The organism is Mucilaginibacter limnophilus, from assembly GCF_004005815.1.
Lineage (GTDB): Bacteria > Bacteroidota > Bacteroidia > Sphingobacteriales > Sphingobacteriaceae > Mucilaginibacter > Mucilaginibacter limnophilus.
Genome location: NZ_SACK01000002.1, coordinates 687,853 through 714,097, shown reverse-complemented (window position 1 = coordinate 714,097; position 26,245 = coordinate 687,853). Strand labels below are relative to the sequence as shown.

At 42.5% G+C, this 26,245-nt stretch carries 30 protein-coding genes; 8 read left to right on the top strand and 22 right to left on the bottom strand.

Annotated elements, in window-relative coordinates:
* Positions 1-4 precede the first annotated feature (4 nt).
* From EOD41_RS07725 to EOD41_RS07670, 11 genes are all read right to left on the bottom strand, one after another.
* On the bottom strand, positions 5-508 hold the full coding sequence (locus EOD41_RS07725) for an NADH-quinone oxidoreductase subunit C (RefSeq protein WP_127704203.1): 504 nt from the start codon (positions 506-508) through the stop codon (positions 5-7).
* Positions 508-1,050, bottom strand: a complete 543-nt coding sequence (locus EOD41_RS07720) for an NADH-quinone oxidoreductase subunit B (protein ID WP_127704202.1) — start codon at positions 1,048-1,050, stop codon at positions 508-510. Before EOD41_RS07720 ends, EOD41_RS07725 begins: the two co-directional genes overlap by 1 nt.
* A gap of 117 nt (positions 1,051-1,167) precedes the next feature.
* Positions 1,168-1,539, bottom strand: coding sequence for an NADH-quinone oxidoreductase subunit A (locus EOD41_RS07715; RefSeq protein WP_127704201.1), 372 nt, complete (start codon positions 1,537-1,539; stop codon positions 1,168-1,170).
* A gap of 74 nt (positions 1,540-1,613) precedes the next feature.
* The gene (locus EOD41_RS07710) at positions 1,614-3,305 is read right to left on the bottom strand and encodes a tetratricopeptide repeat protein (protein ID WP_127704200.1); all 1,692 of its coding nucleotides are present in this window, start codon (positions 3,303-3,305) and stop codon (positions 1,614-1,616) included.
* Positions 3,306-3,321: 16 nt separating this feature from the next.
* Positions 3,322-4,248 (bottom strand): PstS family phosphate ABC transporter substrate-binding protein, encoded by a 927-nt coding sequence (locus EOD41_RS07705; RefSeq protein WP_127704199.1) that lies wholly within the window; start codon positions 4,246-4,248, stop codon positions 3,322-3,324.
* Between the two features lie 233 nt (positions 4,249-4,481).
* Positions 4,482-5,309 carry an energy transducer TonB gene (locus EOD41_RS07695; protein WP_127704197.1) on the bottom strand — a complete coding sequence of 276 codons (828 nt, stop codon included), beginning with the start codon at positions 5,307-5,309 and terminating at the stop codon, positions 4,482-4,484.
* A gap of 22 nt (positions 5,310-5,331) precedes the next feature.
* Positions 5,332-5,865, bottom strand: coding sequence for an ExbD/TolR family protein (locus EOD41_RS07690; RefSeq protein ID WP_127704196.1), 534 nt, complete (start codon positions 5,863-5,865; stop codon positions 5,332-5,334).
* Between the two features lie 6 nt (positions 5,866-5,871).
* Positions 5,872-6,483 (bottom strand): biopolymer transporter ExbD, encoded by a 612-nt coding sequence (locus EOD41_RS07685; RefSeq protein ID WP_127704195.1) that lies wholly within the window; start codon positions 6,481-6,483, stop codon positions 5,872-5,874.
* Between the two features lie 86 nt (positions 6,484-6,569).
* The gene (locus EOD41_RS07680; RefSeq protein WP_127704194.1) at positions 6,570-7,397 is read right to left on the bottom strand and encodes a MotA/TolQ/ExbB proton channel family protein; all 828 of its coding nucleotides are present in this window, start codon (positions 7,395-7,397) and stop codon (positions 6,570-6,572) included.
* Positions 7,398-7,841: 444 nt separating this feature from the next.
* Positions 7,842-8,180, bottom strand: coding sequence for a translation initiation factor (locus EOD41_RS07675; protein WP_205780503.1), 339 nt, complete (start codon positions 8,178-8,180; stop codon positions 7,842-7,844).
* Between the two features lie 171 nt (positions 8,181-8,351).
* Entirely contained in the window at positions 8,352-9,245 is an 894-nt protein-coding gene (locus EOD41_RS07670) for a diacylglycerol/lipid kinase family protein (RefSeq protein ID WP_127704192.1), read from the bottom strand.
* Between the two features lie 202 nt (positions 9,246-9,447).
* Here EOD41_RS07670 and metK point away from each other — a divergent pair, with 202 nt between their 5' ends.
* Positions 9,448-10,698, top strand: a complete 1,251-nt coding sequence (metK, locus tag EOD41_RS07665; protein WP_127704191.1) for a methionine adenosyltransferase — start codon at positions 9,448-9,450, stop codon at positions 10,696-10,698.
* A gap of 72 nt (positions 10,699-10,770) precedes the next feature.
* Positions 10,771-11,319 (top strand): NUDIX domain-containing protein, encoded by a 549-nt coding sequence (locus EOD41_RS07660; protein ID WP_127704190.1) that lies wholly within the window; start codon positions 10,771-10,773, stop codon positions 11,317-11,319.
* Positions 11,320-11,326: 7 nt separating this feature from the next.
* Here EOD41_RS07660 and EOD41_RS07655 read toward each other — a convergent pair whose 3' ends face one another.
* Positions 11,327-11,758 (bottom strand): hypothetical protein, encoded by a 432-nt coding sequence (locus tag EOD41_RS07655; protein WP_127704189.1) that lies wholly within the window; start codon positions 11,756-11,758, stop codon positions 11,327-11,329.
* An 85-nt stretch (positions 11,759-11,843) separates the two neighbouring features.
* Here EOD41_RS07655 and EOD41_RS07650 point away from each other — a divergent pair, with 85 nt between their 5' ends.
* Complete coding sequence (locus tag EOD41_RS07650) at positions 11,844-12,596, top strand: lysophospholipid acyltransferase family protein (RefSeq protein ID WP_127704188.1); 753 nt, start codon at positions 11,844-11,846, stop codon at positions 12,594-12,596.
* A gap of 108 nt (positions 12,597-12,704) precedes the next feature.
* On the opposite strand, the gene EOD41_RS07645 is transcribed toward EOD41_RS07650, so the two are convergent.
* Entirely contained in the window at positions 12,705-13,442 is a 738-nt protein-coding gene (locus EOD41_RS07645) for a LytR/AlgR family response regulator transcription factor (protein WP_127704187.1), read from the bottom strand.
* Between the two features lie 186 nt (positions 13,443-13,628).
* Here EOD41_RS07645 and EOD41_RS07640 point away from each other — a divergent pair, with 186 nt between their 5' ends.
* Entirely contained in the window at positions 13,629-14,081 is a 453-nt protein-coding gene (locus EOD41_RS07640; protein ID WP_127704186.1) for a hypothetical protein, read from the top strand.
* Positions 14,082-14,139: 58 nt separating this feature from the next.
* Here the strand turns inward: EOD41_RS07640 and EOD41_RS07635 are convergent, their stop codons facing one another.
* A complete protein-coding gene (locus tag EOD41_RS07635; protein ID WP_127704185.1) occupies positions 14,140-15,009 on the bottom strand; it encodes a beta-1,6-N-acetylglucosaminyltransferase in 870 nt (289 codons plus the stop codon).
* A gap of 178 nt (positions 15,010-15,187) precedes the next feature.
* Positions 15,188-16,198 (bottom strand): sensor histidine kinase, encoded by a 1,011-nt coding sequence (locus EOD41_RS07630; RefSeq protein ID WP_127704184.1) that lies wholly within the window; start codon positions 16,196-16,198, stop codon positions 15,188-15,190.
* 241 nt (positions 16,199-16,439) lie between these two features.
* Between EOD41_RS07630 and EOD41_RS07625 the strand changes: the two genes are divergently transcribed.
* Genes EOD41_RS07625 through EOD41_RS21155 form a run of 4 tightly spaced genes read left to right on the top strand, consistent with a single transcriptional unit; the run spans position 16,440 to position 18,535 of the window.
* Entirely contained in the window at positions 16,440-16,652 is a 213-nt protein-coding gene (locus EOD41_RS07625) for a hypothetical protein (RefSeq protein ID WP_127704183.1), read from the top strand.
* Positions 16,646-17,548, top strand: a complete 903-nt coding sequence (locus tag EOD41_RS07620) for an ABC transporter ATP-binding protein (protein WP_127704182.1) — start codon at positions 16,646-16,648, stop codon at positions 17,546-17,548. The genes EOD41_RS07625 and EOD41_RS07620 overlap by 7 nt, the downstream gene beginning before the upstream one ends.
* Before the next feature lie 3 nt (positions 17,549-17,551).
* Positions 17,552-18,352, top strand: a complete 801-nt coding sequence (locus EOD41_RS07615) for an ABC transporter permease (protein WP_127704181.1) — start codon at positions 17,552-17,554, stop codon at positions 18,350-18,352.
* A gap of 51 nt (positions 18,353-18,403) precedes the next feature.
* Complete coding sequence (locus EOD41_RS21155; protein ID WP_262707653.1) at positions 18,404-18,535, top strand: hypothetical protein; 132 nt, start codon at positions 18,404-18,406, stop codon at positions 18,533-18,535.
* Between the two features lie 13 nt (positions 18,536-18,548).
* On the opposite strand, the gene EOD41_RS07610 is transcribed toward EOD41_RS21155, so the two are convergent.
* The 7 genes from EOD41_RS07610 to EOD41_RS07585 form a co-directional block, all read right to left on the bottom strand.
* Entirely contained in the window at positions 18,549-19,838 is a 1,290-nt protein-coding gene (locus tag EOD41_RS07610) for an MFS transporter (protein ID WP_240663252.1), read from the bottom strand.
* 128 nt (positions 19,839-19,966) lie between these two features.
* On the bottom strand, positions 19,967-21,349 hold the full coding sequence (locus EOD41_RS07605; protein WP_127704180.1) for a M20/M25/M40 family metallo-hydrolase: 1,383 nt from the start codon (positions 21,347-21,349) through the stop codon (positions 19,967-19,969).
* 54 nt (positions 21,350-21,403) lie between these two features.
* Entirely contained in the window at positions 21,404-23,506 is a 2,103-nt protein-coding gene (gene recG / locus EOD41_RS07600) for an ATP-dependent DNA helicase RecG (RefSeq protein WP_127704179.1), read from the bottom strand.
* Between the two features lie 27 nt (positions 23,507-23,533).
* On the bottom strand, positions 23,534-24,103 hold the full coding sequence (locus tag EOD41_RS07595; protein WP_127704178.1) for a hypothetical protein: 570 nt from the start codon (positions 24,101-24,103) through the stop codon (positions 23,534-23,536).
* 3 nt (positions 24,104-24,106) lie between these two features.
* Positions 24,107-24,487 carry a RidA family protein gene (locus tag EOD41_RS07590; RefSeq protein WP_127704177.1) on the bottom strand — a complete coding sequence of 127 codons (381 nt, stop codon included), beginning with the start codon at positions 24,485-24,487 and terminating at the stop codon, positions 24,107-24,109.
* Positions 24,484-24,627, bottom strand: coding sequence for a DUF6728 family protein (locus EOD41_RS21195; RefSeq protein ID WP_317133188.1), 144 nt, complete (start codon positions 24,625-24,627; stop codon positions 24,484-24,486). Before EOD41_RS21195 ends, EOD41_RS07590 begins: the two co-directional genes overlap by 4 nt.
* Before the next feature lie 73 nt (positions 24,628-24,700).
* The gene (locus EOD41_RS07585; protein WP_127704176.1) at positions 24,701-26,113 is read right to left on the bottom strand and encodes an OmpA family protein; all 1,413 of its coding nucleotides are present in this window, start codon (positions 26,111-26,113) and stop codon (positions 24,701-24,703) included.
* Positions 26,114-26,245: the final 132 nt, after the last annotated feature.

Sequence of the window (26,245 nt, the reverse complement as noted above, 5' to 3'; positions counted from 1 at the left end):
CTTATTATCTCCCGAAATAAAAGTCTTTTTTATCAACACGGTTAGGGTCCTCAAGCGGATATTCTCTCCGCATCGGAAAAACCGTCATATCATCAACATTCAATATCCTGCGCAGGTCGGGGTGACCGTCAAATATAACTCCGAAGAAATCATACGTTTCACGCTCCATCCAGTTGGCGCCGTCCCAAAGCGGGGTTGCCGTCGGTATGTGTGTATCACCATCGTGCATAAAAACTTTTATGCGGATGCGCACATTGTTTACCAGGCTGTGCAGGTGGTAAATCACCCCGATAGGTTTTTCCTGTTCGGGATAATGTATAGCGGTAATGTCTGTTAAAAATACAAACTGAAGCGCAGCATCAGTTTTCAGGAAGGTTAGCAGGTCAATGATCTGCTCGCGGCCGGTTTCAACGGTTAGCAAGCCGTAAGCTTCGCCTGTCAGCGTAACCTGATCGTTAAATTTTTCGGCTATCTTATCTAAAACTTCCTGATTGGTTATCTTACCCATTATTGAATTCCGTATTTAGCCAGCAGTGCCTGGTATTTAGGTTCGTTACGACGACGCAGCGATTCTGTTTGCACCAGCTTTTGTATATTCATAAATCCATCAATGATAGCTTCGGGGCGCGGAGGGCAGCCCGGCACATATACATCAACAGGTATTACTTCATCTATTCCCTGTAAAACTGAGTAAGTATCAAAAATACCACCGCTTGAGGCGCATGCGCCCACAGCCATCACCCAGCGTGGCTCGGCCATTTGCAGGTAAACCTGGCGCAGCACAGGAGCCATTTTTTTGGATATGGTGCCCATTACCATTAGCAGGTCGGCCTGGCGGGGCGAAAAGCTCAGCCTTTCTGCACCAAAGCGCGACAGGTCATAGTTAGCACCCATGGTAGCCATAAACTCGATACCGCAGCACGAAGTAGCAAAAGGTAACGGCCATAATGAATTAGAGCGCGCCAGTCCAATCGCTTTATCAATTGTGGTTGCAAAAAACCCCGATCCTTCAACACCAGCAGGGGCATCAACTATCTGTATATCACTCATGAAATATTCAAATAAACCTACACGGCAGAGAAACTACCGATAGCACAAATTTATAAATAAATAACGTTTTTAGTGTGCCGGCAAGTACTTGCCGAGGTATTTAGAATCAGTCTAAACTCAATCCCACTCAAGGGCGCGTTTTTTGATAACGTAGATGAAGCCGGCCAGCAGGGTTGCCATAAAGATGAACATTTCTATCATGCCGGTTTTGCCAAGATCCTTAAAGTTCACGGCCCAGGGATACATAAATATCACCTCAACATCAAACAACACAAACAGGATAGCTACCAGGAAGTACTTAATAGAAATAGGCGTGCGCGCGTTACCAATAACCTCAATACCCGACTCAAAGGGAGTCAGCTTATCATTAGTGACACGCTTTGGGCCTATTTTGTGTGTTACAAACATGGTTGTAAAAACAAAGCCAAGCGCTACCACTATTTGAAAAACAATGGGCAGGAAATTAATGGGTAAACTTTGTGCTTCCATGCTGCAAATATACTAATGCGGTTAAAATAAAAAAGGCTTCATTTTCATGAAGCCTTTTGTTTATTATTAATTAGTTACCTGCCAGCACTACTTTTTTTTTGAAAGTAACGTTGAGCCGACTTGTTGGCCGGATCAAGCTCACGGGCTTTGGTATAATTTTCAGATGCTTTCGCTTCATCTTTATCTTTGAACTCGGCAAGAGTACCTAAATAAGCGTAGGCTTCTGCCAGGTTGGTTTTACCTTTCTGATCGGTAGGTGCACCTTTAGCATTAACCACTTCTATGTATTTCTCATAGTATGGCTTAGCAAGGCCTTTTATATTGTTACGGTCGGCGTCTTTATAATCATTGGTACGCGCACGGAACAAGAAAGCATCAGCATAAGGTGATGAAGCCGTTTTATCAATTACGTAAGCGAATGCTGAATCAGCTTTAGTTAGCAACGAGGTATCTGCCTTGGCTGCCACTTCTTTGTTAGTGCTAAAATATTGCTTCTGGAAACCATAATAGTAGCTCAAACCTTCGTAAAAGTGATCGGTAAGTTTAACGCCTTTACCTTTTGCTATGAAGGTATTATATGCATCACCGGCCTCAACATAGCGTTGTTTAGTAAATAATGTTTTACCAATTTCAGCATATAAATCTGCCTGAGTGCTATCGAGTTCAATAGCTTTTTTCAGGGTATTAATACCTAACGAATCTTTACCGGTACCGATTTGAGCGCGGCCCAGGTAAATATAATCACGAGGGATTATACGTTTCTCGCCGGCTTCACTCATAAATTTGTTAAGCGCGGTTACAGCGGTTGGATAGTCTTTATTCTCAACTGCGGAGTATCCAAGGTAACGCTGAACTTTCAGGTTAGTTGACATTTTAGTCAGCTCGGCAACCTCAGCTTGAAGAGCCTTGTAATCACCTGCAAGCAACAAGAATTCGGCGTAACGAATACGTGATTCAACCGAACGGTCTGTCAGGCTAAGATATTTTTTATAGTTTTCCAAGCCTTCTTTTACTTTAGCCGATGCCATTTTAGGATCGTTAAACGCCCAGCGCAAATCGGTTTCAGCCCATTCGCGGTAAGCCGGACCATAGTTAGGGTCAAGCGCCAGCGCTGCTTTAAACTCAGCTTCTGATTGCTCAAAGTTGTTTGCAAATTTCCAAAGAACGCCTTTAGCCACAATAGCAGAAGCTTCTTTAGGGTTAGCTGTTAAAGCCGCCTCGTAGCTGTTTAACGCGTCGCTGCTTTTTACCAGCAAACGGTTAGCGTCACCAAGGGTTACAAGCAGGTCGGCATCTTTACCGTTTACTGCTTTACCTTTGTTAAGTACATCGGCAGCCGCTTTAGCGTCGGCAGGGTCAAGCAAATAAGCTTTACCTACATATAAATATGGCGTGCTGCTTTTACCGGCTAAACTAATAGCCTGGTTAAAGTTTGTGGTAGCACCTGCACTGTTTTTTTCAAGGCGTGCTACTGCGCCAAGTCCGGCATAGTTTAATGCTGATTTAGCATTTTTTGCAATGCCCTGGTTAAATACTGTTTTGGCAGAATCCGGATAATCCTGCAGTATATATACCCAACCCAGGTAGAAATAATTTTCATCTTTATCTGCCTGTGTTACGGTCAGGTTTTTAAGCATCGAAGTTGCTTTTTGATATTGCTCGGCGTCAATAGCTTTTTTGGCGTCGTCTAAACTTTGCGAAAAAACTGATGAACCTGCGAATATCAGCGGCAATGCTGCCATGGCAATTTTACTGATCTCTTTCATCTAATTTAAATTTAATTTACTCTGTCTTAAAACTCTTTTTAATGTTGATCTCCCTTCGCGGGATTGAATCAGGCAATAAACCCGATTTTAATATTATGCGTTGGCCGCGTTCTCCTGTTAAAAAGGCCGCGAAGCCCGAACCTAAACCCACCTTACCCGTACTGTTTACTAAATACAGTTCCCGGCTTAATGGATACTGATTTAGGACAAGCGTATTTTGTGATGGTTTAAAGTATTCGCGTGGATAGGTTTTACTTGACTCGTTTCTGACACTTACCGTTTGCACGTTATCAACATACTTTGCATAGTCATCATCCGGATCAATAAGCCAGCTAAAACCTACAATTCCAATAGCCCCGGTATGTTCGCTAACATACCTGATAACTTCTTTGTTCGATTTAAGCGCGTATATATTTTTCTGCTTAAGCTCGATACCACCTGATAATAACCTTAAATATCGTACCAAACTTGAGTTAGGATTATCAAAAACGATACTTTGACCGGTTTTAGTGTCACCATTAAGCATTTTTTTTATTTCAGCCACTGTAATAAGCGTATCTGCCGATGCTTTATTCACAATTAATGCTACGGCATCGCGTGCAAACATGCTATATATCGGCGGCAGTTTCCTGCTATTTAAAACCTTGGCTTCATCAGCAGTTAACTGACGCGGCAAAATGGCAACACGGGTACTGTCGTTTAAAAACGACCTTAACACGTCGTTTTCTGTACCGTATTTTATGTTAAGTGTCGCATCAGGAAACGCATTTTCAAATATCCTTTCTTCCTGTTCAATAACCGGTTTAAAAGATTCATCAGCAACAATAGTGATGTTGCCCGAAGCAAACCCTTCTACAGGCACCAGGCTTTTTGGCTTATTTTCACCACAACCCAATACGGTTAACACCGCAAAAACCGCAATTGCAAATTTTAATTTATTCATCGTCAGTTCTTGAGCTTTTAATAGTACGGGGTAACCTCAAAATACCATACAGTACAAACAAAGCACCAAAAATATAGCGCTGCGTTTGTGTAAGGGCAAGGTTTAAACCGTCCCAAAACATTATCATAAATCCTAATATGATTATACAAGGAAATATGATGAGCCCCAAAATAAGCAAAAATCGCCTTTTGGGCGATTTTTGCTTTTGATTTGAATTCAATGTCATGATTATGTTACTCTGATGCCAGGTTAAAGGCGATAGGCACACTGTATTGTACACGTACCGGACGACCATTTTGGATACCAGGTTTCCATTTTGGTGATTTTTTAAGCACGCGAACTGCTTCCTCGTCGCAACCGCTGCCAATACCACGCATTACTTTAATATCAGTTAATGAACCATCTTTTTCAACAACGAAGGTTACAAACACACGGCCCTGAACGTTGTTTTCGCGGGCTACGGCCGGATACCTGATGTTGTTACCAAGATATTTATAGAAAGCCTGCATACCACCCGGAAAGTCGGGCTGGTTTTCAACCGCTGTAAATATCTGGTTAGGATCTTCCTCAATTACCTGTTTTACGTCAGAGTTACCTACAGGTTCGTCAATACGTATCTCGGCATTAGGGTCACCCTTCTGGTCTTTTTGTCCAGGGTCGGCTACTTCAAGCTCCTTGCTGGTTGGCGGTTCCTCATCAGGCACCTGCTCGTCCGGTTTTACTACCGGCGGCGGGAATTTAACCTGGTCAACCTTCGGCTTTGGTGGTTCAACAACCGGCGGAGGTGGTTTTTTAATTTGATCAACGGGTGGCGGCGGCGTAAGCACCACTTCGGTGATGTTTACCTTCTCCGGCGCTTTCGGAATGAATCCTTTTATTTTATTGATGATTGTAGGCAACGCTATAACAAAAACGAATACCGAGATACCAACAAGTAAAGCAAGACCAGTACGTTTTGAATTTTGCTTTCTAAGTTCGTATGCACCGTAAGCTTTGTTACGATCGCTGAATACAACATCTATCCATTCCTGTTTTAATATATCTAATTTTGATCCTAACATTTTTTAGGCTTTAATTTATTTATTAATACAGTTTTTCTCTCTTCAACAGGTCTATCTCAACAGGCGATATATCAACTATACCGTATGATTCGATATTGGTAATTGCCATCTCGTCAAGCACGTCAACCAGGTTTTTGTATATCGATTTATCACTTGCTTTAATGATAACGAACATAAATTTACCGGTTTTTTTCTGCACTTCGTCTTTTTTCTCGAGCAGGGTTTTCCTTAAGCCGTTTTTGCCGTAATTTTCAACGGTTGGCGGCGTTTTGCCGGGTTCGCCTATGTACCACATCAATTTATCATTAGCGCCTAAAAGCAGCGTTAATGTACGTGAAGCGGCAACAGCAAGTTCCTGTTTTTGATTTTCGTCCTTATCAGGCATGGCTATATCCATTGCCTTAGGCTTGTTCAGGGTAGTTGTCATGATGAAGAAGGTGATCAGCAGAAACGCAAGGTCAACCATCGCTGTAAGGTCTACGCGTGTCGACTGCTTCTTACTTCTAACCTTTCCACCCTTTTTACCACCCCCGCCGGAGGTATCTAATTCTGCCATTTCTTATTATTTTGACGCTCCGCGAAGCGTTGTAATTAAACTAAACTTGTTAACTTCCTGGCGTTGAAGTATTGCTATAACTTCTTTTATAGTCGGGTACTCTTCCTTAGCATCGCCTTTGATTGAAACACGTAATTCTAAGTTTCTTAAAGCTTTTGCAGCGATACGCGATTCACGAATCCAGTTAAATAGCTGATCGCTAACCGAATCGCGGGGTATACCCGGTTGTTTATACTTTGAACGCTGGTCGGCATCAAGGGCTAAAAATTGTTTAAGCGATTGGATTGGCACGCCAAACACCGGCAGTACAGAGAATTTATCAGCTTCCTGCGGGGTAAACTGTATGCCATATTTTTCACCCATTTGCTGTAACGTTTGCTTACGTATTTCGGTACCCTCAACGCTGAAAAACGTTTTTTTCTGGCCAACAGTTATTACTGCTACGCCTTCTTCAGGCAACGGCACTTCTTTAACCGAACCCGGTATATCAACAGTTACCGGATCTTCAACCCTTGGTTTTGCACTTAATATGAAAAAGGTAAGCAGCAGGAACGCAACGTCGCACATGGCCGTCATGTCTAATGCTGTACTTTTTCTGGCAACTTTTACTCTTGGCATAATTTCCTTTGAATTTAAATATTAAGAACTTTATTAAATACCCGCCCGGCACTGAGGCCGGGCGGCATAAACTCCTAATATTTTACTTATTTGTGTGACGAAGCAAATGTTTGAACGATGCTGAAACCAGTCTCGTCAATTGCATAAGTCAGTTTATCAATTTTTGATGTAAACACGTTGTACATGATAATTGATATTGCTGAAGTACTGATACCTAATGCGGTATTGATAAGTGCTTCAGAAATGTGGGTTGATAGTGCTGACGTGTTTGGAGCACCTGCCGCAGCAAGTTCAGCGAACGCACCAATCATACCAATTACCGTACCTAACAGACCCATCAGTGTACCGATAGATACCAGGGTAGCAATGATAGTAAGGTTTTGCTCAAGCATCGGCATTTCTAATGCAGTTGCTTCTTCAATATCTTTTTGTATAGCTAAAGCTTTTTGCTCGGTATCCATAGCCGGATCGTTTTCAACTTCACGGTATTTTTTCAAACCTGATTTGATAACGTTTGCTACTGAACCTTTTTGTTTGTCGCACTCGGCAGCAGCTGCTTCAATGTTACCTGCATTTAAGAAGCTTTGAACCCTTCTAACAAACGCGTCAACATTACCTGTGCCTGATGCTTTACCGATTACGATGAACCTTTCGATAGAGAACACGATAACCATTAACAGGAAGCCCATGATGATAGGTACGATAACCCCACCTTTGTGCACAGTACCGAAGATGTCGGTTGGATCATTTTTAGGATCGCCGCCTTTAAAGTGGCTGCCATCACCTAAAACAAATATGTAGATAAGGACAGTTACTATCAGACATAGCGGAATAGCCAAAGTTGCAAACATGCCCGATGCGCTTGAGCTTTCTTTTTTAACAGGAGTACTTGGTTTTGATGGTGCGTTAGCCATTACAGTAAAATTTAGTTTTTAGTTTATGTTTATTTTTTGTTTTTAATTATTTGCTTTTTAAGCGGAAAACAAAGTTAGAATTTTAATGAATTAAAAAAACTCAACTTAGTTTAATTATGTAACTCTTAACAATTATTTAATATATGTGTTTCTTTTTATATTTCTCATAATTGGTGAATACATAACGTATTCATGCACAAATATTGTTTGTCGCAACACAATTTTTTACAATGAAAATTATTTTTTTCAATAATAACAAAAAATATACGACAAAAAGTATGTAACTAAAACGATAGATTATTCCTTTACAATAGCAGTTAAAGGTAATACAAATAACGTTAACTTTTGTGTTTCAGATAATTAACTTTTTAGATTTACCTGTAAACAACACATTTCTTATTTTAACTTAAGTTTTACATTAATTGTGTAACAGTTACACATTAATCAGCCACCTGCTTTCTTGGCCTTATATCCGTCGGCAAGTAACAGGGTAAGAATCTTTTCCCTGAAATCACCCTGAACCAGTATCTCACCGTCTTTTACAGAACCACCCGCGCCACATTTTGCCTTGAGTTTTTTGCCTAAAGTTTCAAGATCGGCATCGGTGCCAATAAAACCGGTAACACGCGAAACCAGTTTACTGCCGCCCTTACGGTCGAGAAAAATCTTCAGGTTTTGCTGTTGCGGCGGCAGGGTTTCAGTGGCATCATCGCCATTTTCAGTATATTGAAAATCAGGGTCGGTTGAATATACCACCCCTGTAAACTTCTGGTTCTTTTTCATGATAGATCAATAAAACAATTGGTGCCGACCGTAAAAATAGCAATTTACTGCCATATTTTTGACAGTGTTGACGGGTGTTGACGGTGTTGACAGGTGTTGACCCTGTTGACGGGTGTTGACAGTGTTGATCCTGTTGACGGTGTTGACTCTGTTGACGTCAACACCTGCAGGTTACCCCGCCTGGAAGCTTTCGCCTACAATAACATTAAGTGATTTAGGGAAGATGCTGATCTCGGCTTCGGTGCCTATTACCTGTGGCTCGCCATCAAGGTGTATCGGGCCGGCTTCGCCCCTGCGTACCCGGATGTTCTTTCCGCGGATGATCTCGATGTATTGTGAGCGGTCGGCTGTTTTGTTGAACATGCGTATGCCCATTTCCGGAAACTTATACAAAGGAAAAGGTTTTACCACACAAACGTCTATCAGCCCGTCCTGCACCGAAGCTTTTGGCGATACGTGTGCGTTATTACCATACTGCGACGAATTGGCAAAGCTCAACATAAACGCATCGCGCTCGTATTCTTTGCCATCAATATCCAAAGAATAATGCTGTGATTTATAACCCAGTATTTCTTTTACCGTAGATTTGAAATAAGTATAAAAACCACGGCGCTTGTTGCCGGCAAACAGGTCGCTGATGTGGGCATCAAAGCCCATACCTGCCATGTTAAAAAATGATTGTCCGTTCAACTTGGCCGAGTCGATGGTTTCTATGCGTTGAGCGTTAAGGGTTTCGATAGCTTTTTGTGTATCTACAGGTATGCCTAAAAAAAGCGAAAGCCCGTTACCCGATCCATAAGGAATAATGCCAAGTGTTGTGTTGCTGCCTACAATTGCCGACGCCACCTCGTTCACCGTGCCATCGCCACCTACAGCGGTAATTATATCATAATGGCCAATGGCGCCTTTTGCTATCCTGCGTGCATCGGCAATCCCGGTACTAAAAATAAATTCAGCATCAAAAACTGCTGTATCCAGGTAGTTTTTTATTAATTGCGGTACCCCGTCTTTCTTCTTACCCCCCGACACCGGGTTCACAATAAATAAAACTTTCTTTTTTAACAAGTTCGTAATATTAAGGTATCAAAAGTAAGGCTATTTTTGGCTTTGTAAAAATTGTTTTATTTTTGCGCCCTGAAAGTGGACTGATTTAAGTTGCCGGCTATTATGGCAATCAATTGCAACCACGTAAAAAAGTGCTAAAGTTTGCTCCTTTTTCGCGTCCTGCTATAATCTGCGTCCCTTTCCTTATTTTAATAACATAATAATGTCATACTTATTTACTTCCGAATCCGTATCAGAAGGGCACCCGGATAAAGTTGCCGACCAGATATCAGACGCGCTTATTGACCAGTTCCTGGCTTTCGACCCAGAGTCAAAAGTTGCCTGTGAAACCCTTGTTACCACCGGGCAGGTAATACTTGCCGGCGAGGTTAAATCAAAAGCATACCTCGACGTACAAAAAATTGCCCGCGACGTGATTAACCGCATTGGTTATACCAAAGGCGAATACATGTTTGATGGGAACTCGTGCGGTGTGCTTTCGGCTATTCACGAGCAGTCGCCTGATATTAACCAGGGTGTTGAGCGTAGTTCGAAAGAAGAGCAGGGCGCCGGCGACCAGGGTATGATGTTCGGCTATGCAACTATCGAAACCGACAACTATATGCCGCTGGCGCTTGATCTGGCTCACGCGCTACTTATAGAGCTTGCCGCCATCCGCCGTGAGCATGCTGATATTAAGTATCTGAGACCTGATGCAAAATCGCAGGTAACTTTAGAGTATGACGATAACAACGTTCCGGTACGTATCGACGCCATCGTAATATCAACCCAGCATGATGACTTTGACAGCGAACAAGCTATGCTGAATAGAATACGTGAAGATATCATCAATATCCTGATTCCACGCGTTACAGCTAAATATCCTAAATACTCGCACCTGTTTAACAGCGATATAAAATACCACATCAATCCAACCGGTAAATTTGTTATCGGTGGACCGCATGGCGATACCGGCTTAACCGGACGTAAAATTATTGTTGATACCTACGGTGGTAAAGGTGCGCACGGTGGCGGTGCTTTTTCCGGTAAAGACCCATCAAAGGTTGACCGTTCGGCTGCTTACGCAACTCGCCACATTGCCAAAAACCTTGTTGCTGCAGGTGTAGCAAGCGAGGTGCTGGTGCAGGTATCATACGCTATAGGCGTGGCGCAGCCAATGGGCATCTATGTAAATACCTACGGTACCGGCAAGGTTGGTTTAACTGATGGCGAAATTGCTAAAAAAGTAGAGGCAATTTTCGACATGCGCCCATACGCTATTGAAACCCGCTTTAAACTGCGTAATCCTATTTACAGTGAAACCGCTGCGTATGGCCACTTTGGTAAAGAAAGCAAAACAGTAAGCAAAACCTTTATCAGTCACGACGGGCACCGCACCACTGTAGATGTGGAACTGTTTACCTGGGAAAAACTTGATTATGTTGATCAGGTAAAACAAGCTTTCGGTTTATAATACCACAATAATATTGTTAATAGCGATGGCAAAACCATCGCTATTTTTGTTTAAAGCCATATCTTAGCAATTATGCACGACCCTAACCACAATCCATGGAAAACCCTGTCATCGGCCGAAAAATATGATAACCCATGGATAAATGTCACTCAATACGAGGTGATCAATCCCTCGGGCAACCCCGGTATTTATGGAAAGGTGCACTTTAAAAATTTGGCGATAGGTGTTATTCCACTGGATGAGGATATGAACACCTACCTTGTTGGCCAGTACCGCTACCCGCTAAACGCTTATAGTTGGGAAATACCCGAAGGCGGCGGGCCGTTGGGCGTCGATGCGCTGGAATCGGCAAAGCGTGAACTGCTGGAAGAAACCGGCCTTAAAGCGTCTGAATGGACAGAAGTACAACGCATGCACCTTTCAAACTCGGTGAGCGATGAACTGGCTATCATTTACCTTGCCCGTAACCTTGAACAATTTGAGGCTGAGCCGGAAGAAACTGAGCAATTGGTTATAAAGAAAGTTACGTTTGAAGAAGCTTATCTAATGGTATTAAACGGCGAAATAACTGATAGTATGTCGGTAGCTGGGATATTAAGGGTTAAGCTAATGTTGACTTAGACGCCGCTTACGAGTTTTCCCAGTAATTCACTATTTGGTCATATATCTTGTTATGATCACCTGAAATCCATTTTGTTGATATACCAAGTTCTGATTCATCTGAAAGCTTTAACAAAATTAAAAAGTCATTTTTTGAACTTGAAGAAGTATTTATATCGATAATATCATCCCAGTAAACAAACTCATTTGTTATGTAATACGTTAACTTGGTCTCATCGAATTCCAAAATAATTTCATTTCTAAAAGCACGTAATATAAAGTTTCTCATAAAATAGTAAGAGCCCCAAATTACGACAAGCACAAAGGGAGAAATAATTAAAGCCCACTTATACATTGATTTAACAATCGAATCAACAAGCATATAACAAAAAAGGCTTAATAAAAACGCAATGAATATTGCAGCAATGAATGAAAAATTTCTACTGTAATAGTATTTCATATTTAAAGCACCCAAATATGCATATTCATTTACATTTAACCCTATTGTTCAAATCTTTATCCTTTTAATTACCTTTGCCGGTCGTATGAAAAAGTTTTTAGGCTACATTTTATCGCCCATAGCAACTATTGCTTTTTTTCTGGTACTGATCATCTTTCACCCTATACAGATGATATGTTATAAGTTTTTTGGCTATGCCGCGCACAAACGCTCGGTTGACGCTTTGAACTTCTGCCTGATCGGCACTTATTACATCCTATTTAACACCACACGCTTTATAAATAAGCAAAACCTGCCTGTTGGCCGCCCTATGATTATTATGGCTAATCATCAAAGCTTGTTTGATATTCCGCCGCTGATCTATTTCTTCAGGAAGTATCACGCTAAATTTATATCTAAGATTGAACTGGCCAAAGGTATTCCGTCCATATCATACAACCTGCAAGTAGGCGGGGGCGCTAATATCGACCGTAAAGATCCCCGCCAGTCAATTACCGAACTGGTTAAACTTGGCACCCGCATGAAAGAGAAAAGCTGGTCGGCCATGATCTTTCCAGAAGGTACACGCTCTGCCGATGGTAAAGTAAAAGCCTTTCAATCGGCTGGTATTGCCACCCTTCTAAAAAAATGTCCGGACGCTTTACTTGTACCAGTCGCCATCCATAACTCGTGGAAAATGGTGCGTTACGGCATGTATCCGCTTAATACGTTTATTAACATGACATGGGAAGTGCTTGAGCCTATCGAGCCTTCAAGCGGTACCGTTGATGTGCTGGTAAAAGAAGCTGAGAACCGTATAAGGGCAAGGGTGAATCCGGAGTTGCTCGCAGAAGTTTAGTTCTGTCACATCGACGAGGAACGAGGCGATATCTTCTCTAAGCATTAAACCGCAAGCATGTCGTAGAAGATCTCTCACTAACGTTCAAGATCACAAAAAACCAACATCTTAAACGTTTTTCCCATCAATTATCCTGAAAAAATCATCACGATAAGTATCACCTACAGGAATGATCTTATCACCAATAAATATGCGGCTTCGCTCAATACTGTCAATCTTGTCGAGCGAAACAATGTATGAGCGGTGCACCCTGATAAAGTATTTCTCGGGCAGGGCATCTTCCATCTTCTTCATGTTTTGCAGAGTAATAATGCGCTCTGTAGTAGTAAAGATGGATATGTAATCTTTCAGCCCTTCAATAAATAAAATATCGTGCAGGTAAACCTTTTGAATTTTATGCTCGGTTTTTACAAAGATAAAATCATTCATAAAATCCTGCTGTTGCTGCTGCACCTGGGCCTGAGCTACTGGTTGAACCGACTGGGCAGACGGCTGTAATATTCCCTGCGCTTTTTGTACAGCTTTATAAAACCTGTCGAACGCAATGGGCTTAAGCAGGTAATCAACCACGTCAAGCTCGTAACCCTCTAACGCATATTGCGGATAAGCAGTGGTAAGTATCACCTTAGCTTTGCCGTTGGCTATTTTCAGGAACTGGATACCTGTAAGTTCAGGCATCTGCACATCCAAAAATACCAGGTCGGCCGAGCCATCCTGTACCAGCGTAAGTGCCTCTATAGGGTTGGTAGTAGCCTTTACCAACTGCAAAAAAGGCATTTTTGAAATGTAGTCTTCCAGTATATTTAAAGCCAAAGGCTCGTCGTCAACAACAAGGCACCTTATCATGCTATAAAACTACCTGAAATTTTTGAATCATAATAAAAATTCCACTTCGTCGGGCGTATATCTGGTTAACGATTTACAAACAGCACATCAAATTTTCTCCCAAATAAAATTATTTCTTTAAAAGATAATTTTTTAAAACATATTTAATAGCGTATTGTAGTTTATAGAGAATCAAAAATATAAGTTATGAAAAAATTGAGTTTAATGATTGGTATGGCAGCATTTGCATTTATAGTTCAAAGCGCACAAGCCCAAACCGGTGGAGTAAGTAGCCAGGACACGAGCAAGGTATCAAAAGGACAATCTGGTTCAACTACCCAGTCGTCACCTAATAACACGGTTACTCCGGCAACAGGTACCGATTCACCATCACCTACCTGGAATCAAGGTGATAATAAGTCAGGTAAAAAAGACGCTAAGAAAAATAAGAAGAACCGTAATAATTCAGGTTACGGTACAGGTTCCGGCAATGGCAATGGTACAGGAACCGGTACTTCAGGTACTGGAACAGGTAACGGCACAGGAACAGGCACTTCGGGTACTGGCAATGGTACAGGGACCGGTACTTCGGGCACAGGAACAGGTAATGGTACAGGTACAAGTGGTTCAAGTGGAACCACCACGCCTCCGAGAAAATAAGTGTTAAAGTTGACGTTTAATTATAAGCCGTCCGCGTTCAATCTCGGCGGCTTATTTATTATATATTGGCAATGCTATCCGCAGTTTTGTTAGCAGCGTCAATCAGGTCGAGCACTTTTTCGTCTACTTCAATATTAAACTTCCCGCCAAATATGTCGCTCGACGCGACAATGCGGTCGAAATCGGCAACGGTAAGCGTTTTAGGCTTCACCCCTCCTGCCGACCAATCGATATACCGGTAGTTATTGTTCACCACCTGGTCGCTGTAATGCGAATTCATTATCACTGTTTGCATCACAAATTCATCGGTACCCCAACTGAATTTGAGAAAGCGTAACAAGCTTTCATTGGTTTCCACATAAGTCACCACATACATGGCGCAATCGGGGCTGAGCGTCCAGAAAGTTGAGTTACTGCCGTAAAATTTAAGGTTTTGCGGCTTAGGGTTACGCTTTACAAACAGATTAATAAGTTGCTCAACACGGTATTTGCCTTTGAATGACAGGTTGACAAAATGATACCTGTTCACCCGGCGGTTGGCTTCCTGCCAGTCGTCATCAAAACTCCAGCATTTTATAAATTGCTTTCCTACGTTTTCTTTTAAAAATTGTTCTATGTGCCCGGCTGATTTAATTGGGTAATCCTGGCCGCTTAGTAAATTGATAAAAGCATATTCACGGTTGCTTGCTACAATTTCTTTTATGCCATTAAAAATCGCCTGTTGTGTAGTATAGCCTGCCCAGCGAACATGCACCCTGTTTTTTACAAAATACACGTTCGGAGTATCAAACAGCTCTTTGTAAGTATCCTGATCGATCCCTTTATCAACATGTATATAAAAATCAAAATTGCCAGTATTCATTTTATCAACCAGCCTTTTTATCTGACGAACTGGCGAATCGGTAATGATAAGAAGCGCAAAACGCATTGGCTTATAAATGGTTATGTGATATGATAAGACCTTACACAAATGTGTGTATGATATTATGAATTAATTTTATAACAGCCTAATTTACTTTAAAATATCTTTTCAATAACAGCTATTATTTTATGGTGAAAAACGTTTTAAACTACAGCTATAGATATTTCACCATAGTTAATGCGGTTTACAATACGAGATGCAGGTTGCAGGTGTAGCTTTGAGGAGTATCGGTGATATCAAGCTGATATTTATGCGGATACAGCAAGTTCAGGCGCCGCTTTACATTGGCAAGCCCGATACCTCCTGAGGCATCACGGTTATTAGTGTGCTTTTTATTTTCAATATGAAAGTCCAGGTGCCCGTCGGTCACGGTGATCTGCATTTTTATGGGCGACTCAGGGTCGCTTGCCACGCCGTGTTTAAAGGCATTTTCAATAAATGATATCAGTAACAACGGTGCAATGCGCTGACTGGTAATTTCGCCTTGAACCTCAAAATCGACAAATGCCTTATAGCCAAACCGTATTTTTTGCAGGTCGATATAGTTTTGCAGGTAATGTATCTCCTTTTCTAAATCAACCTTGTTATCGTTGCTTTCATACAGCATGTACCGCATAATTTCCGATAGTTTTAAAATGGCTTCGGGAGTGGTTTCCGACTTTTGGTAGGCCAGCGAGTAAATGCTGTTAAGTGAGTTGAACAGGAAGTGCGGATTGATCTGCGATTTCAGGAAAGAAAGCTCAGCGGTTAAGCGTTGATTTTCAAGGTCGCGCTGTATGCGTTCGTTTAAAAACCAATCGACAGTAAATTTCAGTACGATACTCAGGAAAATGAACAGCAGGCTTGTGAAAATCGTCCCTGCAAAATATGACCAGAAACTGATCTGTACGCCTTTCTCAACCAAAATAAACTCGCGGAAGATTAAACCAACACCATACTTACCTACTCCAATAATTATAATTGTTGCGATAACGGAAAGAATGTATTTGCCGTAGCGGTTTTGATCGAGAAAGCGGGGGATTAGAGATAGATAGTTAAAATAGAACAAGCCGATATTGATGCCGCCATACCCAAACACAATAACAATCATGTTTGCAATGCTGAGTTTGTGGCTGGTATAAATGATGTAGAAAAAGAACGACAGGATGCTAACCCATACCAGTATATGCCAGAAAATTTGCCACTGTTTTCTCATTAAAACTTATTACATCAAGCTTGTTATTACGTATTATCTGCACCTAAAATAACACTTATTATTACCTGAACGGGCATATTTTATATATAAACTGATATTTGTTCGATGAACCGCCCTTTTTAACCGACGAACGGGTTACTCCTTTATTCTTCCAGTTCATCTATAAATAAATGCTGTTGGTCTAATTGTTTTTATGGGGTTGATTATTTGCGGTTTCTTTGTTTCATCAAATCCAATCGCAATGAAAAAGTTAATCAAATACTCAAACCCTTTCGCACTGATGCTGGTACCGGTAATGTTCGCTTTAATAATGGGCGTTGCTTACCAGTTTAAACAGGAAGAAAATATCATTAATGGTTCGGCTGTAAAAGCAAAACATGCAACATCATTATTTTATAAAGGTGTTAGCCTGTTTAAAACAGTAGCTGGTATCAATACTGAAAAAGTATGGTAATCAGCACCAGCGAGCTGACCTTTAATTTTGGCAGCCAAAAGGTTGTCAACTCACTATCTCTCCAAGTTCCGCAAGGAAGTATATACGGCTTTTTAGGCCCTAACGGTGCCGGGAAAACCACCACCATTAAATTGCTGCTCAACCTGCTAAAAGCGGATGAAGGCAGCATTTTTGTTTTTGGGCAGGAGCTTCGAAGCAACCGCATCAGTATACTGAAGAAAATAGGTTCGCTTATTGAACAGCCTGCCCTGTACCTGCACTTAACCGGCCGCGAGAATATGCTTAACCGCGCTATGCTGCTACAGATACCTACGGCAAGGGTTGACGAAATGCTTAGCCTGGTAAAGCTTAGCAACGCAGCCAACAAAAAAGCCGGGCAGTATTCGCTTGGCATGAAACAACGCCTGGGCATTGCGCTGGCATTACTGGCCGATCCGGAGTTATTGATTTTGGACGAACCCACCAACGGCCTCGACCCGAACGGCATTATTGAAATGCGTGAGCTGCTGATCAGTCTTACACAACAGTATGGTAAAACGGTATTTATATCGAGCCATTTGCTGGCTGAGGTTGAACGTATGGCAACCCATGTTGGTATCATCAACAACGGCAGTATGCTTTTCCAGGGATGTATTGATGAACTGCAGTCGGTTAATCAGCCTGTTGTACATATCGAAACAGCAAATCCCGTTGATGCCGCTAACCTGCTGCACCGCAATAAAATCACGGTAACCGAAGTTACCGACACCTACTTAACCGTACCCTACATCTCAAAACAACATACGGGCGAGCTGAACGCCCTGCTAATCAGCAATGGCCACACCGTGTTTGCTATCGGCAAAAAGCAGCAAGACCTTGAAAAACTTTTCTTATCTATTACCCAAAACCGGAACTAAAGCATGAAAGCGTTTTTGTTATCCTTCCGGTCTGAATTTTATAAAAGCCGTAAAACGCTTGGGTTTTGGTGTGCGGTACTGTTACCGCTTCTTATATGCCTGCTAATGTTCATAGGCTTTTATTCCAACAGTGATAAACTGATACATTATCCCGGCATGTCGTTATGGATGCGTTTTGCCGGAGGCGTGCTTAATGTTACCGGCACCCTTCTGCTTCCCATGTTCATAGTTTTTACGGCATACTCAGTAAACAGCGTTGAACATAAAGCTGATAGCTGGAAAACATTATTTTCACTACCGCTGCCTAAAATGTCGGTTTACGCGGCAAAGTTTATTTACGCATTGTTCCTGGTTTTCCTATGCCTGGCGCTGTTTGTACTGTTCATCTCCGCTTTTGGCACCTTGCTGGGCACCATTAAACCTGAGCTTAAATTCAGCGAATACCGTATGGAATGCACACTGATGCAGATCTACTTTAAGCTGTTACTTTCATCATTAGGTATCTTATCGATACAATTCCTGTTAAGCCTGCTTTGGAAAGATTTTCTGAAACCGATGGGGATTGGTTTCGTCGGCACTATTTCAGGGGTTATAATGGGAGCAATGCAATGGAAATATGCTTATCTGTTCCCGTACAGCCACCCTATGCTGGCATTAACCAATATGATGCCGCGAGGAAAGCCCGACGCAACACCCACCCTTCATATCGACATTTTCACTAAGGATGTTTATATAAGCATGGCTGTAGCCGCCGTAGTGTTTGTTTGCGGGTATTTTATTGTGCTGAAGAAAAGTGTGAAGTAGGCTACTGAAAGCAAAACGCGGCAATTCGATACTCTTGTCAAGCAATTTGTCATGCTGAGGAACGAAGCATCTATCGGTAAAAGATCCTTCACTACGTTCAGGATGACAAAAGAATATCACATCCTACTTCAGCATTATATCCTGAGATATCCCGAAACAAGTCCGGGATTACTTAACACTTAACAACTAAGCTTCCCTACTTAGCTACCTCAGGCTCCGCGTTGATCTCGTGCAACGACAACGGCACCAGCTTCTTCGTTTTCAGGAAAGTTATAGTAACCACTACCAGCGTCATACATCCGCCGAAAATTGCGGCAGGTACAGTCCCCAGGAAATGTGCCGCCACGCCCGACTCAAAGTCACCTATTTCATTTGATGAACTAATGAACATCTGGTTAACTGATGATACCCGCCCGCGCATATTATCAGGTGTAAGCAACTGCATAATGGTGCCGCGTATGGTCATACTGACACTGTCGAAAGCACCTTCAGCAAAAAGGAAGAACAAGGAAAGATAAAAATTCCGCGATAGCGCAAAACAGATGATTGACAAACCAAAGCCTGTAACTACAAACAGTAAATTACGCCATGGCTTAGCCATTGGCGAATAACGTGTCATGGCCAGCATAGTAACCACTGCCCCAAGCGAACTTGCACCACGCATTAAACCCAAACCTTCCGGACCAACATGTAAAATATCTTTGGCAAATACCGGCAGCAGCATTACTACCCCGCCAAAAAACACCGAAAACATGTCCAGACTTATAGCGCCCAGCATCATCCTGTTACTGAACACAAAGCGGATACCCTCGCTAAGGCTTTTAAATACACCTTCTTTCGGCACAAATACCGGCTCTATTTTTTTAAGCATTGATACGGCGAAAAGCGTAATCAATAAAAAGCTAAGAATAATGATAAACACCGGCGTAATGCCATAAATACCATACACAAAACCACCTACTACCGGCGCTACTATCGATGCTATCTTCCAGGTTGAACCATTCCAGGTACTTGAGTTGGGGTAAACTTCTTTGGGCACACTGTTGGCCATTACCGTAAATGCAGCGGGCGCGTAAAATGCCCTTGCCGCACCATTCACAAATATCATGGCGTATATAACCGGTACAATATGCGTTATATGCAGGTGCTGTGCCATGCCGTGATAGGTAACCACCAGCATTACCGAGGATGAAAAGATCACCGCGGCAAACACCGTCAGCAAAAGCTTTCGTTTTTCAAATTTGTCTGAAAAGTATCCCCCGAACAAGGCGAGCCCGATAGCGGGTATCGCTTCAAACAGACCTATTAAAGCGAGAGCTATTTTGTCGTGTGTGATATCGTAAATGTATGCACCAAGTACTATAGTTTGCATTTGATAAGCAAAGGTGAAAAAGAACCGCATGCTTATGTATGAGCGGAAATCTTTATACCGCAGGGCGGCATAAGGGTCTTGTTTTATGGGAGCGTTACTATCCGTTTCAGGCACAATTCTATTTTAAGTGAACGTGCGCAAAATTACTGCCATTGATTTAAAACACCTGATGCTTTACGTAAAATTATCGCAACAAAAAAAACAGGACTATCGCCCTGCTTTAATTATCCTGTGTTGAAAGGTTATTTCAATCCGTGCTGATCAATCAGATAAATTAATGCCGCCATTGATGCGCTGCCCAGTTCCAGCTCACGTTTGCTTACATTTTCAAACACATCTGTTGGCGTATGGTGTATGTCGAAATAACGCTGCGAATCGGGCAGGAAGCCTATCAGAGCAACCGACGGCACTGTTTCCCGCAACGGCTCAATATCTGTTCCTGAAAAGCCGGCAGTAAGCCTGTCTGAATAATATGGCACAAACAATGGCTTCCATTCCTTATTTATTTTTTCCAGCGTAGCTGCAGGTAGGCCGTCAAATGTAAAACCTCTTGGTGTAAACCCGCCAAAATCACTCTCAATGGCCGCTATGTGTTCTTCCTTATTTTTAGCCGCTTCTTCAGCATATTTTAGGCCGCCTTTGTGGCCGTTCTCTTCATTCATAAAAAATACAGCACGAACCGAATTTTTAGGACGATAGCCTAAAGCTTTAAATATGCGCAGCGCTTCAGCTGATTGCACAATACCTGTACCGTCATCATGCGCGCCTTCGGCAAGGTCCCATGAGTCGAGGTGGCCTCCTACTGTTATAAATTTGTTTGGGTTTTCGGTGCCTGTAAGCTCGCCTATTACATTGTATGATTTTTCATCGGGCAGGGTCTGGCAATTTTGTTTAAACCAGAATTTTATCAGCGGAAGTTTCCGTAGCTTCAGCATACGGCTAAGCTTCTCGGCAGCTTGGGTTGATATGGCTGCGGCCGGAATAGCTTTTACACCCGGCGTACTCAATGTACCGCCTGTATGCGGATAATCATTTATATCAGGTGTTAATGAGCGAACAATCGCGGCAACAGCGCCGTATTTTGCAGCTACAGCCGGACCCATAAAGCGCTGATCGCCGGCATCGCTGTAACCATCGCCGGTTTCAATAAAGCGTGGGTTGAACGGGCGGTTAAAGAAAACGATTTTCCCCTTTATGGCGCTCTCGCCAAGCGTTTCCAGTTCTTTCAGGCTGTGCACCTCAATCACATTAGCCGTAATGCCTGACGCAGGTGTGGCTACCGACATACCTAACGCGGCTATAGGCACAGGAATTCGTGTTTTACCATCAATAATAGCAGCCTCTTCTTTAGCGCCACGCACCCAGTGTGGTACCATTACTTCCTGCAGGTACACCCTGTCAAAACCATAGCTTTCCATCAGCTTCTTACCCCAGTCAACAGCCTTTTGCGCGTTTGGCGAACCGCTTAAACGTGGGCCGATATTTTTACACAGATAGCGCAAAGCCTCATAGCCTTTACCATTGGTAAGCGCCTCGTCATAAATTTTACGGAACATCAGCGAATCCTGCGCCTGCAGCGACAGCGCGGCAATAAGCATAGCCGCCAGGGAAAGTAATTTTTTCATCCGGGTGAAATCAGTTTTAGCAAATATAAATTTTTTCGGCAGATGCCCAAGGTGTCAGGAGATCTTGTCCCAACTTAATCCGGCCTGTTTTGAGAGGTTGGCCTGGTGCAGTACCTGATGCTCGGGTAAAGCTAATTGCGGGTCTTTTTCAAAAATGCCTTCCACACATTTACGAACTTGTATCAGCAGTTCCTGGTCGGTAGCAATATTGGCAATCTTAAGGTCGAGCACACCGCTTTGCTGCGTACCTTCAATATTACCCGGGCCACGTAGTTCAAGGTCGATCTCAGCTATTTCGAAGCCGTTGTTGGTGCGCACCATAGTATCCAGTCGCTTGCGGCCGTCATGACTGAGCTTATTGCCGCTCATCAAAATACAGTATGACTGTTCGGCGCCTCGGCCTACCCTGCCGCGCAACTGGTGCAACTGCGACAGCCCGAAACGTTCAGCATTTTCAATGATCATTACCGAGGCGTTGGGCACATTTACCCCTACCTCGATAACTGTTGTAGCAACCATTATTTGCGCTTTATGTGCGATAAAACGCTGCATTTCCTCTTCCTTAACAGCAGCCTGTATTTTGCCATGCACAATGCTGATGTTATACTTTGGCAACGGAAACTCGTGCCGCATTACCTCTATGCCCTCTTCCAGGTTTTTTAGGTCGAGCTTTTCGCTTTCCTGTATCAGCGGATACACTACATACACCTGCCGCCCTTTGGCAATTTCTTCCCGCATCATGCCGAACATACGTAGGCGCTGGCTCTCATAAAAGTGTACCGTTTCTATTGGTTTACGCCCGGCAGGCAGCTCGTCTATTACCGATACGTCGAGGTCGCCATACAAAGTCATGGCCAGCGTACGGGGTATGGGTGTGGCTGTCATTACCAGCACATGCGGCGGCACAACATTTTTACGCCATAGTTTTGAACGCTGCTCAACACCAAAACGGTGCTGCTCATCAATCACCACAAAGCCAAGGTTTTTATACTGAACAGTATCTTCAATAAGCGCGTGTGTGCCTATCAGTATTTTAAGCTCGCCGCTCATCAGGCGTTCGTGTAATATGTTTCGTTCTTTCTTTTTGGTCGATCCGGTGAGCAATCCTACCTCTACAAAATCATCACCAACCAGTGCTTTAATAGTTTGATAATGCTGATTAGCCAGTATCTCTGTAGGCGCCATCATACAGGTTTGAAAGCCGTTATCAATAGCAATCAGCAAACTCATCAATGCTACAACGGTTTTACCGCTGCCCACATCGCCCTGCAGCAGGCGATTCATTTGCACGCCGCGCTGAGTATCAACACGAATCTCTTTCAACACGCGCTTTTGCGCGTTGGTAAGCGGGAAAGGCAGCTTTTCGTTATAAAAAGTATTAAAATACTCACCTACCTTATCAAAAATGTTCCCTTTGAATTTTTGCGTATGAAGCATCTTGTTCTTTAGCAGCTTAAACTGCAGTAAAAACAACTCTTCAAACTTCAGGCGATGCTGTGCTTCAGCAAGCTTATTGGCATCCTCAGGGAAATGAATATTACGAAATGCATCCTGCCTGCTCATTAACCTGTAGCGGTTAACTATATATAAAGGCAGGTTTTCATAAATATCTTTGGTGTGCAGCTCAAGCAGCGAGGCGGTAAGCTTTTGCAGCCCTTTACTATCTAAACTAAACTGCTTAAGCTTCTCAGTTGAATTGTAGGCGGGCTGCATGGTCATGTTGCCTTTGCGGTCGCGGGTTTGCGACGAATACAGCTCCATTTCGGGGTGTGACATTTGCGGCTTGCCGTTAAACATACCCGGCTTGCCAAATATTATGTAAGCCTTGCCTACCTGCAGTCCTTTTTCAACCCAGTTTATTGCCTGAAACCAAGCCAGTTCCATTACCCCTGTATCGTCCTGCGCTTGTGCAACAAGGCGTTTTGAGCGATTCTCGCCCAGTACTTCCTTGCGTGTAACCCGAACAATGAGCTGCACATAAGGCAAATCGGGATTGATATCGCGTACCTTGTAAAACTTGGTACGATCAATATACTTATAAGGGTAAAATTTCAGCAGATCATCAAATTTTACTATACCAAGCTCCTTTTTAAGCACCTCGGCACGGCTGGCGCCAACGCCTTTCAGGTATTCTATTGGTGTATCAAAAGGATTCACTGTAATCAATACAATGGCATTAATGATCTATATTTCTTTCAGAATTTCGGCAGGCAGAAATTTTTCGAGCAGGGGTTTCAGGTTGCGTTCAAGGCCGATAAATTTCCAGCCGGCTTTTCCATCACTTGATATAGCACATAACTTCGAGCGCACCTGCACTGTATAAATCTTTGTTTTAGGGTCAAACTTTACATTCCCCTCACCAAAGCCCTGTATTAACGATTTTTTTACCACAACCGTATCACGTGGCATACCTACCGACTCCTTTAAATTGATGTTCAAGGCATTCGAATAATCAACTACCGAGTAGTATTTTTCAGCTATTTTTTTTACATCCCCTATCGCTATCACCTTAGGATCTTTTACTGCAATATCAAAATCAGGACTTGCAAATGTTTTTTCCATCAGCCTGATGTAATCATCTTTTTTCAAAAAAGTAAAAACATCTTCAGCAATGTAATCGGCCATACCATGATAATCTTTATTTATCAATGTCTGACCGTAAGCATAAAACTGCGTTTCAATAGTTTTCTTAACGTCTTGCGAAAAGGCATTAAGAAAACTAACAACCAGCAAAAAGCTGAAAAATACTTTCATGTATTAACCTAAAAAGGCAGTAACAGAAATCTCTACGTTAACGTTTTTTGGCAATACTGATACCTGCACGGTTTCGCGAGCCGGGAAATCGGCAGTAAAGTATGAACCGTATATTTCGTTTACCTTAGCAAAGTCCCCCATGTCTTTTAAAAAGATGGTAGTTTTTACTACATGGCTAAACTCAGCACCCGCGGCGGTAAGTATTGCCTTAATATTTTTCATTACCTGATGTGTTTCTGTTTCAATGTCATCAAGTATTAAATCACCGGTGGCAGGTTCAATAGCAACCTGGCCTGAAACAAAAAGAAGTCCTCCTGCTTTTACCGCCTGGCTGTAGGGCCCTATGGGTGCAGGAGCGTCAGATGTATTTATTATAGCTTTCATTTTTTTAAGATAAACCAGTCAATTAATTTCCAGATTATGCCTGCTAAAAACATAATAATAGCAATAGCATTGATGGTATGCATTACCTTCAGGTTAAAGTTAGTAGGCCTGTTGGGATCTTTTTTCCGGAAGAAGTACATATGGCAAATCTAATAAAAAAAAGAAGGCTCCGGGTTATCCGGAGCCTTCGTAATATCTAAAGTGATATTAAAATTATTTGCTGAACTCAACGCGGCGGTTTAAGATACGGCCTTCTTCAGTTGAGTTGTCTGCAATCGGGTTAGTTTCACCGTAAGCTTTAACTTTCAGTTTGCTTGCTGGAACACCTGAGTTAACTAAGTAAGTTTTTACTGAGTTAGCGCGGTCTTTTGATAAAGACATGTTGTAAGCAGGAGTACCTTCTGATGAAGCGTAACCTTTGATAGTTACCGTAGCACCTGATGAACGCAGGTCAGCTGAAGTAGCGTCAAGAGCAGGATAAGCTGAAGTTCTTAACACTGAGCTGTCAAATTCAAACTGGATGTTCGAGTAAGCACCAGCTGAGTCAGCAGAAGCAGCAGCTGGGAATACGATAGCGCAACCAGCACCGTCAACTACTGTACCAGCAGGAGTGTTAGGGCATTTGTCGAACTGATCAGATACACCGTCACCGTCTGAATCTTTTTTCAGGTCGCTAACTGCAGTTTCAACAGCAGATACACGGCCTTTCAAAGCTTCAACTTCCTGACGTAAAGCCGGATCGTAAAGCTCATCATACAGCATAGCTACAGGGTTAACCCAGTCCATATTTGGTTTTGAAGATGAACCGAAAGTGAACTCTAAACCAGCGTAAGCATATGAGTAGCTGTCAAGGCTTCCAGGGTAGTTTTTAGCAAAACCGTCAAAGTTGTCTTCGTCAATGAAGGTCATGGTGTAACCTACGTTCAGGGCAACAGCGTTGCTTAAACGAAATTTAGCACCAACACCTACAGGAACAACCCAACCTTTTGCGTAAGTGTTGTTTCTGTCAAGACCGTGAGTACCTTTTGGATCGAACTCAGTACTTCCAGTACCGTCAGGACCACCGTTTCTCCAGGTTACAGGGTTATACCAGGCTAAACCGGCACCACCTTTAACGTAGAAATTAAGTGAGTTTTTACGGTGCATGAAATCAACGCTACCTATGTTTACATAAGCAGACAAAGTTCCTTGCCAGTATTCAGTTTCGAATTTGTCGTAGCCTTGGTTAGCTGGGTCGGCAAGACCTGCATCATTTTTCTTTTGGCTGTAGTCACGGTCACCAGAAACGCGGCCATAATTAACGTCGGCAATGATACCGAAGATATGGCTGAACTGATACCTTAATGATGCACCGGTACCCCATGAAATAATAGGTTCACCAGGATAATCGGTTGGACCGCTGATGATGCCACCGGTAAGCATTGAAGTAGAAGTGATACCACCGTTGATACCAAAGCTCCATTTGTTGTACTGGCCAGAACCGCCAAATACCCTGGCAGTAGTGGTTTCAGTCGAGGTTACGGTTGAGTCTGTTGAGGTTGAATCCACCTGTGCCATTGCAGCACCGGCAACCATCAAAGAAGCAAACGATAACGCGGCTGTTTTCTTTAATGTAGAATAATTCATAGTTTTAAGATTAAACGATTTTAATTGTGATTTTTTTCAAAAATACTAATTATGTTTGAAAAGAATACCAAATTTTGTTCCATTTTTTAATACACTCAACACATCAAAACCGAAAAGGTTTTACGTAATCCA